Below are 15,139 nucleotides of genomic sequence, written 5' to 3'. Positions count from 1 at the left end.
AACCATCTTGGCCCGCGGTCATGCGCGACCGCACCGACAGGCCGGACATATGGGCGCAAGCGATCCGATCATAGTACTGACCAACACCCTTGTGAGGAGGAAGCCGTCCACATATAGGATCTGTAGACGAACCGGGAGATCGTCTCATGCGACACGCGCTCGGGCACACTAGACACCCGCAGGCGGCCGGCGATCTGTTCCGGCAACCAGGCAGCCTTGAGACGGTCGATCACATGAATGGCCAGAGCAGGATGGCGTGAGAGTTTGCTCAGGCTGCGCGTTCCAGGCGATCGTGATTACGGGTTCCAGAGGATCGTGATCATCCATTCCAGGGCATCGTGATCATGGTTTCCAGAGGATCGTGATCACCCATTCCAGGCGATCGTGATCAGTCTTAGGGGCTGCGAGGAGGTGCGTTCCGCTGGCAGTTTGCAACCCACGGTACTCTTGGCCTTTGCTTCCCAGCCGAGGACCAAGATGCCCACCGAGAGACTGTCGATGCGCCACATCCGTGAAGTCTTACGCCTGCACCACGCGGTCGGGCTCTCCCAACGCGCCACCGCAACCAGCCTGGGCCTGGCCCAGGGCACCGTCAGCAAATACATCAACCGCGTCCGGCGGGCCGGCCTGACCTGGCCGCTGCCGCCCGAGCTCGATGATGATGTCCTGCTGGAGAACCGGCTCTATCCGCCGCCCTCCGATCTGCCCGCCGAGCAACGCAGCCAGCCCGACTGGACCCTGGTCCATCGCGAACTGCGCCGGCCGGGCGTGACGCTCATGCTGCTGTGGGAGGAATACTGCGACAGCACCCCCGAGGCCTTCAGCTATTCCTGGTTCTGCGAGCATTACAAGGACTGGGCGGGTCGGCTCAAACCGACCCTGCGCCAGGTCCATGTCGCCGGCGAGAAGCTCTTCGTCGACTATTGCCTGCCGGACTGGATCGGTTCGCACGTGCGCACCTTTGCCTTCCTGGGCGGTGCCACCCGCCAGACGGTCAGCGACAATCTCAAGGCCGGGATCACCAAGGCTTGCTTCCACGAGCCGATGGTCAATCGTACCTATGCCGACGCGGCACGCCACTACGGCACCGCCATCGTGCCGGCCCGGCCCTACAAGCCGCGCGACAAGGCGAAGGTCGAGGTCGGTGTTCAGGCGCTGGATCCTGGCCCGCCTGCGCAACCGCCGCTTCTTCTCGCTGCCGGCCCTCAACGACGCCATCCAGGATCTGCTGCGCGACCTGAATGAGCGGCCCTTGCGCGGTTGGGGCCGCAGCCGGCGCGAGCTGTTCGAGGCGCTCGACCGCCCGGCACTGCTGCCGTTGCCGGCCGAACCTTACGAGTATGCCGAGTGGAAGCGCTGCCGCGTCGGTCTCGACTATCACATCGAGATCGCCAAGCATTACTACAGCGTGCCGCACAGCCTCGTGCGCCAGGAGGTCGAGGCGCGGATCACGGCCACGACCGTTGAAGTCTTCTGGCACGGCAAGCGCGTGGCCTCGCACGTGCGCTCCCATCGTCCGCATCGGCGCTACCGCGACTGGACGCACGAGCGCATCCGCCGCGAGGCGGGCAAGGTTGGACCCGACGCCGCCACCTTGATCGACGTCATCCTGCGCTCCCGGCCGCATCCCGAGCAGGGCTTCCGGTCGGCGATCGGCATTCTCGGACTGGTCAAGCGCTATGGAGCCGAGCGGGTCGATGCGGCCTGCGCGCAGGCTCTGGCGATCAACACCCGGTCCTACACCTCGGTTGCCGCCATTCTGAAGAGCGGCACGCCCAAGGCCTCCCAGCCGGCGCAGGACGCGCCGGTGCTCATCCACGCCAACATCCGCGGCCCCGGCTACTATCACTGATCAGGAGCTCCTCATGCTGCTTCATCCCACCGTCGAACGCCTGCGCGCCCTGGGCCTGAGCGCCATGGCCGACACGCTGCTCGAGTTGCAGACCAACCCCGACGCGGCCGCGATGCCCCATGCCGACTGGCTCGGTCTTCTGGTCGATCGGGAAGTCACATTCCGCGACAACCGTCGCCTGGCGCGCCGCCTCAGCGCGGCCAAACTGCGCCAGAACGCCACCGTGGAGAATGTCGACTATCGTAGCTCGCGCGGTCTCGACCGGGCCTTGTTCCAGGCGCTCGCCACCAGCCAATGGGTGCGGGATCACAATCCCCTGGCCATTGTCGGCCCGACCGGGACGGGGAAGAGCTGGCTCGCCTGTGCGCTCGGCCACAAAGCCTGTCGCGACGGCTTCTCGGTTCTGTACCGGCGGGCGCCGCGCCTGTTTGCCGATCTGGCCCAGGCCCGCGGCGAAGGCCGTCTGGCACGGCTGATGAGTGCCCTGGAACGCACGGATCTGATCATCATCGACGACTGGGGCCCGGAGCCGCTCACCGCCGAGCAGCGCCGGGATCTCCTGGAGATCGTCGATGACCGCTACGACAAGGGCTCGCTGCTGATCACCAGTCAGGTTCCCGTGTCCCATTGGCATGACGTGATTGCCGACGCAAAGATCTCATGATGCCTCCTTCCTTGATCGTCTTATGCGTTGCAGGCGATCCCGCAGATACCGGACCTGATCGTCCGTCGGATCGATTTGCCAAGGCTGCCCCTTGACCAGTTGCCGCCCGACGAGGAAGCCACGGGCCAGATAATCGAAGATTGTCTGCGGCGTCACGCCCAAGAGCGCAGCCAATCCCTGGACCGAATAGCTTCCGTCAGGCCAGCGCATCGGATTGGCCGCAATGCCGTTGATCTTCACGGTCGGAATGCCCCAGCGGGTTCGTAACAGCCAGACATTCTCCCCTCGGAAGCGACAGCCGCGCGCGGCGGTGAATCCTTCCTGATTCAGGATCCGTGCGATCTCCTTGTCCATCTTGCCGGCCGCATTCAGCTCCGTGATCCGCTGCCGCAAGCGATCAAGATCGGCATAGTCTTTGTACGTGTGAACACGGCGCTGCACTTCGTGTTCGCTGGTGGTCCCGGTTTGCCAGAGGATCTTGAGCCAGACGCGTCCTACTATTCTCTTCTGGTCGAGGACGACGTCACGGATAACAAAGCGCAGAATGCGCTTGCGCTCCGCTGCGGTCGTGGTTGTGGCATGCCATACCTGCGGCAGGTTTTGACCCAAAGCCTGCAGCGCCGCACGATCATCATCGCTCAACACCAAGGGCTGGTCACGACGCCAGTGATCGTATTCCTGTTCGATCGCCTCGAGCGCGCGCAGCTTCTCCTCCCAGGCGCGTTCCAGAGAGCGGGCCACCAAGCGGTTCTCGGGCTCGACTGCATCATACTGGCGCCGCGCTCGCTCGGCCTCAAAGCGGGCACGCTCGCGCCGCAGCGCCCATTGCCGTTCCAGTTGTCGGGCCTCGCGGTCCAACTGCCCGAGGGCGGCCAGCGCGATCGCGATCCGGTCAGGCTTGAGCGCGCCCAGCAGGATTGCCTCGATACAAGCATCGACTGCCAAAGCCCGTACCTCCTGGCACAACGGCGCACCCGTCTGATCACGATCCGCGCGACAACAGTAGACCGGATAATCACCAAACGGACCCGTGTAGCGCAAACCCATGCGCCGGCCGCACCGGCCACATACGGCGACGCCTTGCAGAAGCGCCGCACCCTTGCGTGGGACGCCTGCATGACCGGCTTCGTAGCTGTTGATGTTATCTGTCAGACGCTGCTGGTTGGCCATGAATTCCTCCCAGCTAATATAACCCGGATGAGCCTCCCGCAGGCACACCTCCCACTCGGCGATCGGAACCTTCATTGTGCTGGGATGGCAGGTTCCGGCGCGGGCCTGACCGGGCGCCTGTCGCCGTCGCCCGTACACATAGGCGCCGGCATAGGCGGGATTTTGAAGAATGCTGCGGACACGGGCGCTCGTGGCCTCGCGCCAGATTATGTCGTGCGGCGCAGGTCCCTTCAGTGGCCGCGCTGGGAGCAGCAGTCTGTTCGCCTGCAGAAAGCGCATCACCGCATGGGCGCTGCGCAACTCGCAGAATTTGGCGAACACGAGAGCCAAGCGGGCTTGGACCTCCTCATCGGGGTTGAGCGTCACGGCCCCGGAGCGGTCATGCGCCAGGCCAGCCGGGACCGGCAGGCGAAGTTCGCCGCGGGCTGCCTTCTGCCGTTCGCCCTGGTGTAGACGCAGCCTGATCTGATGCAGTTCCGCTTCGCTCATGATGCCGGACAGGCCGAGCAGCAGGCGGTCGTGATAGGCGCAGGGATCGTAGAGCCGCTCTCCGTCGGCGATAAGAACCCCGAACAGCGAGCACAATTCCAGCAGCTGATGCCAGTCGCGGTTGTTGCGCGCCAGGCGTGAAGCGTCGAGGCTCATGACCAGACCGGCATGGCCGAGGCTGATCTCGGTGATCAGCTTCTGGAAGCCCTGGCGTTCGGTCGTGCCGGCGCCGGATTTGCCCAGATCCTCGTCGATGACCTGGATCCGCTCGCGCGGCCAGCCGAGATCCTCGGCACGCTCGACCAGACGGTACTGCAACTCGGTGCTTTCCTGGTGATGCTTGATCTGGTTCACCGAGGATTGGCGAACGTACACATAGGCCAGCTTGGCGCGGCGGGTTGAGGTCAGCCGCTCGTCAGAGGGGTTCGGGATGGTCAGCATCCACGTTCTCCCTGATGGGCTGGGCGGCATGGATCCGCCGCAGGAGCTCGGCCAGAAGCTGGGCCATTTGCAGTTGCGTCTCGGCTGAGAGGCTCGGCCACGGCCGAGGCGAGGACGCGATCTTTAGGTTCGAGGGAAGGCGCTGTGCCATCGGGGATCACCTTCTGTGCGGACGCGGTGATCATGGTGGACAAATGCTGCGCCAGTGGGAGCAGGGTGCGCACACTCACAAGCAGGCCGTCCTCAGCTCCTGACGGGCCCCCACTTGGACAGTCTTCGGCCAGGTCGGTGATGGAGCGGCGGAGGGAACGCCGGCGGCCGTCCGGCAGCGCAATCACGACAAAGGATGGCCCGCGTGCGGAGTGCAGGGAAACGAGTTCAAACTGCTGTCCGCTCAGCGCGTGTCGGGGATCGATGACCGTCACATGAGACACGACCCAGTCAAGGATCGGGGTGTTCTGCGGTGTTCGGGGATCCTACTCTCGGCGACGCGATCCTGGATCGCGTCATTCACAATGCGCATCGGATTGAACTCAAGGGCGACAGCCTGCGCCGCCGGAGCGGCGACAGGAGTGTGGCCTGATCCGATCGACCTTTGATCGCCGGCGCCGGGCTTGACCCAACGCCTGTTTCCAGACCACCTTACAACTGCCAGCGGTACTGACCGCTTCATTCCCGCTCAGCGGACCGCCAGGTCAACGTTGACGGTGATCACGATCACCAGAACGAGTGATCATGATCGTGTGGAAGCACTGATCACCATCCCTGGAATGCGCACTCAGGCGCTGCCGCCGGGCTCGGGCCTGCATGTTGGCAGTCACATGGAAGTAGCCTTGGTAAAGCGGCTCCTCATCGTGCATCCAGTTGCGGGAGATCTCGCGTGAGAGGGTCGAGGGATGGGGAGGCGACGCTGCGCCACCAGAAGCGCTTTGAGAGCCGGGCCCGGGCGGCTCGCCTGCGCCATGACGCTCATGTCGAGGATGTTGACTTCAGGGCGGCGCGCGGTCTCAATCGCGGGCTCTTCTTCAAGCTGTCCGGCTGCAACGGATCCGTGAGCGACGCGGGCTCCTGCTGACCGGACCAGCTGGGGTCGGAAAAAGCGGGCTCGCGTGTGCGTTGGGTCAGAAGGCCTGCCGGGAGGACTTCACGGTGGTGTATCACCGCACCCAGGCTGTTTGCGGCGCTCGCTCTGGCGCGGGGAACCAGCCGCTACGCACGGATGCTCAAGGCGCTGGCCCGCGCGGACCTGCTCATTCTCGATGATTGGGGCCCCGAGAAGCTCGATGACGATCAGCAGCGGGCTGCTGGAGATCGTCGAGGACCGCTATGAGCGGCGCTCCACCATCGTCACAAGCCAGATCCCGGTCGATCGCTGTATGAGATCATCGGCAATGGTCGGATTTAACTCTCCGGCGAGAACCTGTGCAAGCAGCGCTTCCCGGCCGCCGTATCATCGCCCGATTGACGACCGGCCAATCCCAATCCACCATCTCCCACAACCCAGGGTCAGACGAGGAGAGGGCCCGGCTTCAGATCGGAACGCTGCCCGGAATAAAATCGGAATAGGTGACCGGCTTCATCTTGGAATAAGCGTCCGGGTTCATCGGAATTCACAAGAAGGGAGAGGCCGGGTATGTATTCGGCCCCGGCCTCTCCCCGCCCGGGTCATGCGTTCAGCAGGCACCACCGCCAGGCCAAGGGACGATAGTAGGCTGCAAGTCGCCCTGCAGCAGCGCAATAGCCGTACCTCGGCCGAGATCACTTTATTCCTAAAGGATCTTTGATGATCCTCGGATTGCGATCTAGTAGCACGAGCAGGATCCGCGCTGGCCCTGAATTGCCTGGACTGCCTCGGGCGGCTTGCCAATGTATTCCGGGTTCGGTTTGCCTCTCGACATGTCATCTCCTGCTTGTGGTCAGCTGTTGGACGAACCGGACAAGATGAGCGTTGCAGACGGCCTCTGCGGTCTCGACCTGGCGCATCTTGCGGTCGAAGGTGGCCCAGCGCATGCCCTTGGGCTTGTTGGTGGGATCGCCAATGCCGCCGTCCGCTCGGAGATGGTGCCGGCGCTTGAATGCCGATTGATGGCCCGGTCATTGGGGCTTTGGCGCCGGGAGCGGTAGGCGAGGGAGGGCCTTGCGGGAGGCAAAGATCCCGCTTCCGCTGGGCTTGTAGACCTTGAAGACGAGATCCCCACGCTGGGGGCAAACCCACCACCAGCGGTGGCCTCCGAAGGGTTGGGGTGTGGTGGCCAGCTGTACAGCGTAGTCGCGATGGGTCTTCTCACCGGTCCAATGGTTCGTGGTGGTGTAGCGCAGATAGACCCAGCCGGACTCCTCGTCCATGTGAGCCTCATAGCCGATGCTGGCTCTCTGCTTACCACTGTAGGTATCGGTCCAGGTCAGTGAGCCCGTCACCCTTGCCCCTCGCCGGAAGGAGCCGTTGCGGATGAGGTGATGGAGGTCGAGCTTCAGGGCGTCCTCGACCGTGGGTCTTCCGCCGTAGTTGCCGCTGCCTGTGCCGCCCATGTGCCTCCGCGAGATTTTACGAAAATCCGTGTTGATCTTTGATTTCTTAGTGAATTTGCAGCAAGCTGAAACCGTTGTTGGACAAGGATTTGAGGGCCAAAACGGGCTTTCCGCCTGATCCCTTTTGTTAGCGCCTTTCGGCTCTGACGGCGAGGCTGTCGGAGGCACCACAACGTTAAGGTCTTGGCTGCATTTAGCCGCCGAACTTAGTTATGTGGGGATTGTTCTGCCTATGTTCAAGAGCTTGGCCGCAACAGGAAAGTCGCCCTTTTGCTGTTCGCCGATGTCCGCAGGGGGCCCGGAAGGGGTGGGCCCCTTCCAGTAAAAAGCGCAACAAAGTTCATATAGGTGGAGCTAGAAGCGCCCTCTGCGCTCGTACTCCCGCCTGAGGTCATCGAGCTTCCGAGTCAGGCTCTTGATGACTCGTGTGACATCCCGGACATCCTTACGGGTAACTGAGCCAGTTTGGTCAGGAGGAGACAGAGATGGGCTGGCCTCACGTTTCGCGTCTGGACAATCGGGCAGGCCGTCCCACTGGTAGCGCAGTCTGAGAGTGTCCTTGAGCCGAAAGTAGGTGCATCCGCCGTCGGGATCACGCCAGAGAGATGGAGCGTCTTGGGCAACGGGGGCAGCGACGAGGATGCTGATAATGAGAAGCGCAATTCACATCGTCCCAGCATGAACCGGAGCATAGCACCTGTTGACCCGCCTCAGAGGAGATAGAGCGTGCGGCCTCAGTCCTGTTTCTCGTTCGAAGGCTGTCCTTCGGATGCCGCAACACGAGCAAGCTCTTCCCGGATCACCTGAGCCGTCTTGGGTCCAATCCCGATGAGCCATTCGAGGCGGTCCGCAACCGCCATGAGCTGGCCAAGGGTGGTAATGCCTTCAGCTTGGAGGCTGTTCCAAGCCGTCAGGGGGAGACGGAGATCTCTGATCGGGCCTTCCCAGCGTTCATGGTAGTGGCTTGGCATCTGCTTTCCTCTCGACTTGGGTCACAACGGCCTAGCTTGAGGTCTGCTGGTCCTGAGCGTTGGCAACGCGAGACTGGTTGCTGCCGAGAGCTCGTGTCTTGAGACACCTGCCCCCGCGCTTCATTCCCTGGTGCGATGAAAATTGCAGGCCGGCTCAACGGTCCCGGCTCATGACCCATTTTGGATGTTTTCACGGTTCTCTAGAGCCTTTTCCGGCTATTCTGAGTCAGATGGGATTCCACTCTGAGCCCTGATGTGGCCTGGTGGCTTCCAGGCATGGAGGCCCGGCATGGCACGCGCTTACAGTCAGGATCTGCGGAACCGCGTGATCAAGACAGTCCTGGGTGGCGTCTCAGTGCGGCAGGCGGCCGCTCGCTATGGGGTTGGCATCTCAACCGCCATCCTGTGGGTGCGCCGCGCTCGATCCGGCGAACTGGCCGCCCGCCGGCAGGGTCAACCCAAGGGCTCCAAGCTCGATGCGCATGCGGCCTTTCTGCTGGAGCTGATTGACGCCTCCTCGCATATCAGCCTTCACGAGATGCGGGCCCGCTTGAGGGAGGAGTGCGGCGTCTGCGCCGGCATCGGCACGCTCTGACGCTTCTGCCACGCACGGCAATCACGGTCAAAAAAACCGCGCACGCCTGTGAGCGCGACCGGCCCGACGTCAGAGCCGCGCGGGAGGCCTGGTTTGATGGGCAGCTTGATCTCGACCCGGAGCGGCCGGTGTTCATTGACGAGACCAGCGCGTCTACCAAGATGGCGCGCCTGTACGGACGCTGCGCGCGGGGGCAGCGCCTGCGGGTCGGCATTCCACATGGGCACTGGAAGACCACCACCTTTGTGGCAGGTTTGCGCCTGAGCGGGTTTACCGCGCCCATGGTGCTCTGGATGGGCCAATGACCGGCCCGTGGTTTGCCGCTTATGTCGAGCAGATCCTTGTGCCGACACTGCGGCCGGGCGACGTGGTAATCCTGGACAACCTGTCGCCACACAAGAGTGCGACCGTGCGGGAGCTTGTTGCGGCAACAGGTGCCACGTTGAAGCGCCTGCCGCCGTACTTCAACCCGATTGAACAGGCCTTCGCCAAGATCAAGGCGCACCTGCGCAAGGCAGCAGCTCGCACGAAGGAAGTGCTGTGACAGACCATTGGCGAATTGCTGGACGAGTTCTCGCCCGAAGAACGCGCCAACTACTTCAGGGCCGCTGGATATGAACCGGAGTAAGCGGAAATGGCTCTAGGACCGAAGCTTGACACCTCCTCCGATCCTGTAACATTAACAGCAATGGACGATGTAGTTTTAGTTGCAAACGGGAGGCGCTCAACATGGCTCAAGGTAAGTTCGTCGCCTACTACCGGGTCAGCACGGCCAAGCAGGGACGCTTTGGCCTTGGGCTGGAGGCGCAACAGGAGGCGGTGCGGTCTTACCTCAATGGCGGCAGCTGGCAACTCGGGGCCGAGGTGGTGGAGGTCGAGAGCGGTAAGCGCAACGACCGGCCCAAGCTGGCCGAGGCGCTCCGGCTGTGCCGTCTGCACGGCGCGACCCTCATCATCGCCAAGCTAGATCGGCTGGCCCGCAACGTGGCCTTCATCTCCAACCTGATGGAAAGCGGTGTGGAGTTCACTGCGGTGGACTTTCCCCAGGCGAACCGCCTGACGGTTCACATCCTGGCGGCTGCGGCCGAGCATGAGGCCAAGGCCATTTCGACCCGTACGAGGGACGCCCTTGCCGATGCCAAGGCCCGAGGGAAGAGGCTTGGAGGGGATCGCGGCAACCTGCCTGCGGTGGCCAAGGCCGGAGCCGAGGCGAGTGTGGCGGCCCGTATCGAGAAGGCCAACAGCCGGGCCTCTGATCTTGTACCCATCATCGAGGAGCTGAAAGGCTCCGGAGCTGTCTCGCTCCGGCAGATCGCGGCTGGATTGAATACCAAGGGCATCAAGACGGCACGCGGTGGCGCGTGGAGCGCCGCGCAGGTGCAGCGGGTGCTGAAGCGGGTTTAAGCCGCTTCTGTACCTTCTCTGGAGGGTTCTGAAGGGCGCGAGGCTTGAATACTGCGCTCGTGCTGCCGCCTTCGGAAGGCCAGCAGCAGGCCTGCTAGGAGGAGCAAGAAGCTTCCACCGAATGGCATACTGACAAGTGCAAGGAATGCTCCATAAGGCCAGAGCAAGGCAAATGTAACAAAACCACCTATTGAGGCAGCGACAAGCAGCAACATCATTGGAATCCCCACAATTATAGTTAAGATTATGATGATACAAAGTATTTATTTTAGTTTTTCTGTGGTAGCATACTAAGTTGACTGTCGCATTGTATGCAAACGCCTTTATATGATGTGACTGACGTTTTGAATTTATTCGCCATTTCGGAATAAGATCTCTAAGAATTTTTTAAGTGATTGAATAAATGGCTAAGGAGATTGATGATACGTCATTGACGTATTCTCCCTGCATCATAAGCAACGAGTACGACGCCCTCATGGATGCCTTGACCGCTATCTTGGCTGATCCCGCCAGCTCTGATCTGCCGGTCCGATCTGTCATTGACGTACAAGCCATTAGGAAGAAGACTGGTCTGACCCAAGCGGCTTTTGCCAGCCGGATCGGCGTTCCTGTCGCGACCCTGCGCAACTGGGAGCAAGGCCATCGCTCTCCAACGGGACCAGCCCGGGTGCTATTGGCGCTACTGGATCGTAATCCAAGGATCGTCGAGGAGACCTTACGAGGCCAACGGTCCAAGTATCAGCCAGCCAGCCGACGCCACCATGGACGGCGGGCTTCTGCTGCCCTCGCCTCCATGGTTGCACGCAAATCGGAGATCTGCTGCTCAAGACCACGGACTGCTTCCTGCTGCTCGCTCATCTGATGCGCTCGGCGAGGTGTTGCTCGACCCGTTCCTGTAACCGATCCGCCCTCCCCCGCTCGCTGAATGCTAAGGAGAGGTTTCTGGTTTTGCGGGCGATGGAGGTTCTGCCGCTGGTGGTGTGAGTTTCCCCTCTAGGGCACGAAGTAATAATGCTTCACGACTTAGAAGTGCACTACTGTGTACGGGTTGCAATGGCAGGATGTAGGGACCTTGACCTGGGTTGCGTTGGTTCAGAAAATTCTCAAGATTATCACGGAGTGGCTTATCTGCGATGAGGCCGGATTTGAGCAAGAAATCGAGGTTTACGGCTGCTTTATCAGGATCAACAGTCTTAATTACCTCAAGAATACGTTCGGATTCAGCCTTGTTTTGCTCAAACGCGATCTGAGCGTTATTGTTAATCAAAGCAACCACAGCATTGCCAGCTACTGCTATTGCAGCAGTAGTCAGCGCCAATACAAGTGGAATTCTCCGCCCATTCTTCCTCTGTTGAGCGATACTGGCATCAAGTTCACGGCGTTTCAGTTCGTGTTCTCGCTCTCTGTCCTCTGCCTCCCGCTCTCTGAGCGCGATTTCTCGTTTTCTGAGCCGGAGATCAGCCTTCCATCGTTCTTGCTTAGATGCAGGATCTGTTGAGTCAGGGTGCGAGTTCAGCATCGTTATCCCAGAACATGATGACGGAAGTTTCAGGTGTCGTTCGCGGAGATGCAAGTTCAAAGGTTTTCAGGATGGGATGTTCGGCCAGACGCCGCCGTGGCCGCGCCTTCCACTCCGCAAGCTCGGACCGTGCCTTGTTGGCCTCCGCTCCCACCCGTTCCCGGAGTTGCTTCAACTCCGCCAAGTGCTGTTCCTGCATAGCCATGAGTTGGGCCTTTGCACTGGCCAGAGCGGCTTGGGCGATTGCCGCGTCTCGTTCGGCATTTGCCCTCCCCTTCTCGGCTTCGATCAGCCGCTCCGTCATCGCCGATAGCTGGGCCGTGAGCTGAGGGATAATTTCAACCAATGCATCTATGTCGTTGGTATGGTGGGTTCAAGTGATGAGCGCAACCGCTTTGGCCAGCTGGGATACGGCATGCCATTGAAGTAACTTGAGGTCGCGTCTTGCCGACCAGAAAGGCGGCTGCTGCGGTGACTGATCTCCTTCTCGGTCATCGGAGACCCGTGCTCACATGTCATCTCCGCACGATCTTCGGGAAGCCAATTGACCTACTCTTGCAGGCGGAACAGAGCGGTTCGAATCGTGCTTCCTTCCCGCTCATCAACGACAAGATACGTGTACTCATCGGATTTTATTGTCCAAAGCGATGTTCGACCAGGCGACGGCTTCTTAAGCCAAATTCATGGCAATCGTGTCTTCAGGAGCAGCCTTCAGGTTGATTGAACTCACTGGCTGTTCATTCGGGAACATTACGCTACAATCCGTCCTCTCGGCTAACGGGATTGCTCTGCGCGGATGGCATCTGCGCAACAGCGTACTCAAAATGTGCAGCGTGACGAGAGAACAGGCATTCACCGTTTTGAAGTGAGATTTCCTCATGATCGAAAACGGATAGAATTGAACCGCGGCATTACACAATCTCGACCTGGGAAAGGTCGCCACGCTCGCAGGCAACCAGAACACGTTCGCGCAAATCGGGAGAATAGGGCTGGGGCATGGCTTGCCTCCCGGGCCATATCCCAATCAACGCACAGACCACCCGAAGGGATTCAAGCCCAGATCAAAAGCGCTTTAATTGCACAATCAGCCGTGGAAGCGGGAGATTCGGCAATGCTAACATTTTCTAAAAGCCGGGTTCCCTGCTCGTGCGCCGTCTTCTCGCTGTAGCCAGCACGTCTGGCTGCCGCTGGGGCGTTCAGGTCCACGAGGTATTCCTCGACGAACCGCTTCTGCTCCTCGGCCAAAGCCATGTGAGGATTCACAAATGTTAGAGGAACAGCATCAGACGGCGTCACAGGCCGGCTTCTGTAGCGGATAATCCAGAAGAGGATTCGACTCTTCGATGAGGATCGGGATCCTAGGTCGCCTACTCAGCCGAGGGGTAGCCATGAGTGATGATGATCCTGCTCCATGGGGGCCCGAGCCTCCGCGCCCGAACGATGCATCTGCGGTCATCTTCAGGTGGCTCGGGTTGATTAGTGGGCTTGTTCTCTGCGCTGTGCTTATCTTCTACTTCTTAGACTGATATCGGCCGTATCCGGCGGTTCAGAGCTCTACCCGAGCCTCAGCGAGTATGTCCGTCTGGGAGGCAAGCCAGCCCATGAGGACTTTATCGTCTGCCGTCTTCATGATGATATACGGCAGGATCTCGGCCGCTTGGCCGGGCTATGCCTCGGCAAAGGCGCGGGTGTGCTAGTTCCAGAATGCGGATGCCGGCAGCGCTGGGTCCCCCTCGCCTTTGCAGATCCACATGTCCTTGCCATTCCAACCAGCGCGAGCAACGCGCTAGCCAGCCTTCATGGCTCCGATGGCTTCACCGAAGTTCATCCTAGTGCTCCTTTGCGCAATCAGGTCCAGCTAGGGACACCCATTGGAGGAACTTGTCCCCACATAGCGCCTATGGTTAATGCTAAGTTATGAAAGAGCCCACGACATCTCACCCAGCCAATGACTTCATCGCTCAAATTCGCAGCGTCGCAGTACTGCTTGGTGCAATGGCACTCCTGAGTATTGCGTTCAACTCAGTGCCCTTGTGAAATAAGGGTTTGGGAGACCTTGTCGTCTCGGTAAATCTCAGAAGAATCCCTTGCCGGCATGGTTCTTGAAGGCCTTCGCCCGGCGGTCGTAGGCCTTGAGGGTTTTGACTTCCCGATGATATCCATCACCTTCAGCAGGTCGGCTCCCGCCTCGAGGGCTGAGGTAACGAAGCCGGCGCGCAGCGAGTGACCGGAGAAGGTTTCCGGGTCGAGGCCTGCGGCCTTCGCGTAGCGCTTTACGATGTCAGCGACGGAGCCTTCGGAGAGGCGTTCGCCAGTTGACCGCCCGCCCTTGCGGATTGACCGAAAGACCGGGCCGGCTTCCACGGCTGCGGAGCGGAGCCAATCCTCCAGCGCTTCTACCGGCTTGAGCTTCGAGCCCCGCGGCACCGCGACCTGATGGCCCTCGCCCTCTTGGTCCGTCTTGGACTTGCGGATGTGAACGATGATGCCTTCCGGCATGTGCTCCAAGTCCACCACGTCGAGGGCGACCAGCTCGGAGCGGCGGAGCGCGGCGGCGAAGCCGAGGAGGAGCAGCGCTCGATCGCGCATGCCCTGAAGGTTATCAGGGATCCGCCGCACCATTCTTGCGATGACCGTTGCCGTTGCCGGATCTTTGCGATTCACGGCTGCCCCAATGCGGCGGCAGATCCCCCGGAGCACGGCCTTGACCGGCTCCGAATTCGTTGGCGGCTCGAATCCTTTCGCCCGGTGCACGTAGCCGATGGTAACTGCACGGCGGTTGATGGTCGAAGCCTTCAGTCCTCTGTCGGCGAGCTGGGCGAGGTAGGCGGCCGTCGTCTCGATTGTCGCCGGAAGCGCCGAGGCCTGCACGTTCTCGCACCAGGTGTGAAAATCGCGAAAGTCGGAGAGATCCGCCCGCCGGGTGGCATCAGCCTTCTCCGACTGGGCGTACTCCGCGGCCGACCTCAGTGCATCCGTGAGTGTCGGCGTGTTGTCTGCCGGCGCGACCGGTACCGGCAGAGAGGTCATGCATAATTCCGTGCATATTTTGAGGGACATTTTGGAAAGCCGAAGCCCATGCCCGACTTTGGCAGCTGGAACGGTATTGCTGCCCTTTGGTGTGAACCGTATTCAAAAGGCTGCTCTTCTGGCGGAGTATGACCTTATTCAACCCTGCATTATTCTTAGTTTCGGGCTGAGATATCAGGGGGCAAGTATGACTGACCGTGCGTGGATCGATGACTTTATCCAGGAAGTGAAGAAACTGGCTTACGATATTCCGCCACCCAATCCCTATACAGCCATGTTGCTATCTCACTGCCTCGAGGCAGAACGACGCTTGGTAGAAGAGCATTCCGAAACTGAGAACGCATGGTTCCAAGGTAATTACCCACGCCCTTGTCATCAGGCGCAATTCCTGAATCCATGGGGCCATGGATCGCACTGATTTGCAGCGCCTGACGAAGGAAGAGCTGATCGAACTGGTGCTGCGGCTGCAGCGGCC

At 60.8% G+C, this 15,139-nt stretch carries 15 protein-coding genes and 4 pseudogenes; 9 read left to right on the top strand and 10 right to left on the bottom strand.

Annotation, left to right across the window (positions count from 1 at the left end):
- The first annotated feature begins 477 nt into the window (after positions 1 to 477).
- Together ACS5Q1_RS40420 and istB are read left to right on the top strand one after the other, a co-directional pair.
- Positions 478 to 1,852 (top strand): annotated as a pseudogene (locus ACS5Q1_RS40420) (IS21/IS408/IS1162 family transposase).
- Between the two features lie 13 nt (positions 1,853 to 1,865).
- Positions 1,866 to 2,516, top strand: coding sequence for an IS21-like element helper ATPase IstB (istB, locus tag ACS5Q1_RS40415; protein ID WP_473103514.1), 651 nt, complete (start codon positions 1,866 to 1,868; stop codon positions 2,514 to 2,516).
- Here istB and ACS5Q1_RS40410 read toward each other — a convergent pair.
- On the bottom strand, positions 2,511 to 4,616 hold the full coding sequence (locus ACS5Q1_RS40410; protein ID WP_473103513.1) for a recombinase family protein: 2,106 nt from the start codon (positions 4,614 to 4,616) through the stop codon (positions 2,511 to 2,513). The two genes, istB and ACS5Q1_RS40410, sit on opposite strands and share 6 nt — an antisense overlap.
- Entirely contained in the window at positions 4,591 to 4,767 is a 177-nt protein-coding gene (locus ACS5Q1_RS40405; RefSeq protein WP_473103512.1) for a hypothetical protein, read from the bottom strand. Before ACS5Q1_RS40405 ends, ACS5Q1_RS40410 begins: the two co-directional genes overlap by 26 nt.
- Before the next feature lie 312 nt (positions 4,768 to 5,079).
- Between ACS5Q1_RS40405 and ACS5Q1_RS40400 the strand changes: the two are divergent.
- From ACS5Q1_RS40400 to ACS5Q1_RS40385, 4 genes and pseudogenes are all read left to right on the top strand, one after another.
- Positions 5,080 to 5,199, top strand: a pseudogene (locus ACS5Q1_RS40400) (ATP-binding protein); the annotation flags it as partial.
- 31 nt (positions 5,200 to 5,230) lie between these two features.
- Positions 5,231 to 5,500: a hypothetical protein gene (locus tag ACS5Q1_RS40395; RefSeq protein WP_473103511.1), complete on the top strand. Its 270-nt coding sequence runs from the start codon at positions 5,231 to 5,233 to the stop codon at positions 5,498 to 5,500.
- A 17-nt stretch (positions 5,501 to 5,517) separates the two neighbouring features.
- A pseudogene (locus ACS5Q1_RS40390) lies at positions 5,518 to 6,018 on the top strand (ATP-binding protein); the annotation flags it as partial.
- A 539-nt stretch (positions 6,019 to 6,557) separates the two neighbouring features.
- A complete protein-coding gene (locus ACS5Q1_RS40385; RefSeq protein ID WP_473103510.1) occupies positions 6,558 to 6,740 on the top strand; it encodes a hypothetical protein in 183 nt (60 codons plus the stop codon).
- On the opposite strand, the gene ACS5Q1_RS40380 is transcribed toward ACS5Q1_RS40385, so the two are convergent.
- Positions 6,711 to 7,145 carry a hypothetical protein gene (locus tag ACS5Q1_RS40380; RefSeq protein ID WP_473103509.1) on the bottom strand — a complete coding sequence of 145 codons (435 nt, stop codon included), beginning with the start codon at positions 7,143 to 7,145 and terminating at the stop codon, positions 6,711 to 6,713. The two genes, ACS5Q1_RS40385 and ACS5Q1_RS40380, sit on opposite strands and share 30 nt — an antisense overlap.
- Before the next feature lie 734 nt (positions 7,146 to 7,879).
- Positions 7,880 to 8,116: a DNA-directed RNA polymerase subunit alpha C-terminal domain-containing protein gene (locus ACS5Q1_RS40375; protein ID WP_473103508.1), complete on the bottom strand. Its 237-nt coding sequence runs from the start codon at positions 8,114 to 8,116 to the stop codon at positions 7,880 to 7,882.
- 289 nt (positions 8,117 to 8,405) lie between these two features.
- On the opposite strand from ACS5Q1_RS40375, the pseudogene ACS5Q1_RS40370 reads away from it, so the two are divergent.
- The 3 genes and pseudogenes from ACS5Q1_RS40370 to ACS5Q1_RS40360 all read left to right on the top strand — a co-directional run bounded on the left by ACS5Q1_RS40370 (position 8,406) and on the right by ACS5Q1_RS40360 (position 10,977).
- Positions 8,406 to 9,339, top strand: a pseudogene (locus ACS5Q1_RS40370) (IS630 family transposase).
- Positions 9,340 to 9,440: 101 nt separating this feature from the next.
- Positions 9,441 to 10,115, top strand: coding sequence for a recombinase family protein (locus tag ACS5Q1_RS40365; protein ID WP_473103507.1), 675 nt, complete (start codon positions 9,441 to 9,443; stop codon positions 10,113 to 10,115).
- 403 nt (positions 10,116 to 10,518) lie between these two features.
- A complete protein-coding gene (locus ACS5Q1_RS40360) occupies positions 10,519 to 10,977 on the top strand; it encodes a helix-turn-helix domain-containing protein (RefSeq protein WP_473103506.1) in 459 nt (152 codons plus the stop codon).
- A 66-nt stretch (positions 10,978 to 11,043) separates the two neighbouring features.
- Here ACS5Q1_RS40360 and ACS5Q1_RS40355 read toward each other — a convergent pair whose 3' ends face one another.
- The 6 genes from ACS5Q1_RS40355 to ACS5Q1_RS40330 form a co-directional block, all read right to left on the bottom strand.
- Entirely contained in the window at positions 11,044 to 11,634 is a 591-nt protein-coding gene (locus ACS5Q1_RS40355) for a hypothetical protein (protein ID WP_473103505.1), read from the bottom strand.
- Positions 11,615 to 11,980: a hypothetical protein gene (locus ACS5Q1_RS40350; RefSeq protein ID WP_473103504.1), complete on the bottom strand. Its 366-nt coding sequence runs from the start codon at positions 11,978 to 11,980 to the stop codon at positions 11,615 to 11,617. Before ACS5Q1_RS40350 ends, ACS5Q1_RS40355 begins: the two co-directional genes overlap by 20 nt.
- A gap of 704 nt (positions 11,981 to 12,684) precedes the next feature.
- Complete coding sequence (locus ACS5Q1_RS40345; protein WP_473103503.1) at positions 12,685 to 12,885, bottom strand: terminase small subunit; 201 nt, start codon at positions 12,883 to 12,885, stop codon at positions 12,685 to 12,687.
- A gap of 295 nt (positions 12,886 to 13,180) precedes the next feature.
- Positions 13,181 to 13,279 carry a Thoeris anti-defense Tad2 family protein gene (locus ACS5Q1_RS40340; RefSeq protein WP_473103515.1) on the bottom strand — a complete coding sequence of 33 codons (99 nt, stop codon included), beginning with the start codon at positions 13,277 to 13,279 and terminating at the stop codon, positions 13,181 to 13,183.
- Positions 13,280 to 13,656: 377 nt separating this feature from the next.
- Entirely contained in the window at positions 13,657 to 14,664 is a 1,008-nt protein-coding gene (locus ACS5Q1_RS40335; RefSeq protein WP_473103502.1) for a site-specific integrase, read from the bottom strand.
- A 215-nt stretch (positions 14,665 to 14,879) separates the two neighbouring features.
- The coding region (locus ACS5Q1_RS40330; RefSeq protein ID WP_473103501.1) for a hypothetical protein at positions 14,880 to 15,139 on the bottom strand (260 nt) is incomplete at its 5' end.

This window comes from Microvirga sp. GN3, assembly GCF_055792825.1.
This window is presented reverse-complemented; position numbering and strand designations above follow the sequence as displayed.

Coding starts and splice junctions, on each gene's coding strand:
- ACS5Q1_RS40380 (WP_473103509.1), bottom strand. CDS start 7,145: ATGGGCGGCACAGGCAGCGGCAACTACGGCGGAAGACCCACGGTCGAG.
- ACS5Q1_RS40335 (WP_473103502.1), bottom strand. CDS start 14,664: ATGACCTCTCTGCCGGTACCGGTCGCGCCGGCAGACAACACGCCGACA.
- ACS5Q1_RS40360 (WP_473103506.1), top strand. CDS start 10,519: ATGGCTAAGGAGATTGATGATACGTCATTGACGTATTCTCCCTGCATC.
- ACS5Q1_RS40405 (WP_473103512.1), bottom strand. CDS start 4,767: ATGGCACAGCGCCTTCCCTCGAACCTAAAGATCGCGTCCTCGCCTCGG.
- ACS5Q1_RS40375 (WP_473103508.1), bottom strand. CDS start 8,116: ATGCCAAGCCACTACCATGAACGCTGGGAAGGCCCGATCAGAGATCTC.
- ACS5Q1_RS40345 (WP_473103503.1), bottom strand. CDS start 12,885: ATGGCTTTGGCCGAGGAGCAGAAGCGGTTCGTCGAGGAATACCTCGTG.
- ACS5Q1_RS40365 (WP_473103507.1), top strand. CDS start 9,441: ATGGCTCAAGGTAAGTTCGTCGCCTACTACCGGGTCAGCACGGCCAAG.
- ACS5Q1_RS40385 (WP_473103510.1), top strand. CDS start 6,558: ATGAGCGTTGCAGACGGCCTCTGCGGTCTCGACCTGGCGCATCTTGCG.
- istB (WP_473103514.1), top strand. CDS start 1,866: ATGCTGCTTCATCCCACCGTCGAACGCCTGCGCGCCCTGGGCCTGAGC.
- ACS5Q1_RS40410 (WP_473103513.1), bottom strand. CDS start 4,616: ATGCTGACCATCCCGAACCCCTCTGACGAGCGGCTGACCTCAACCCGC.
- ACS5Q1_RS40355 (WP_473103505.1), bottom strand. CDS start 11,634: ATGCTGAACTCGCACCCTGACTCAACAGATCCTGCATCTAAGCAAGAA.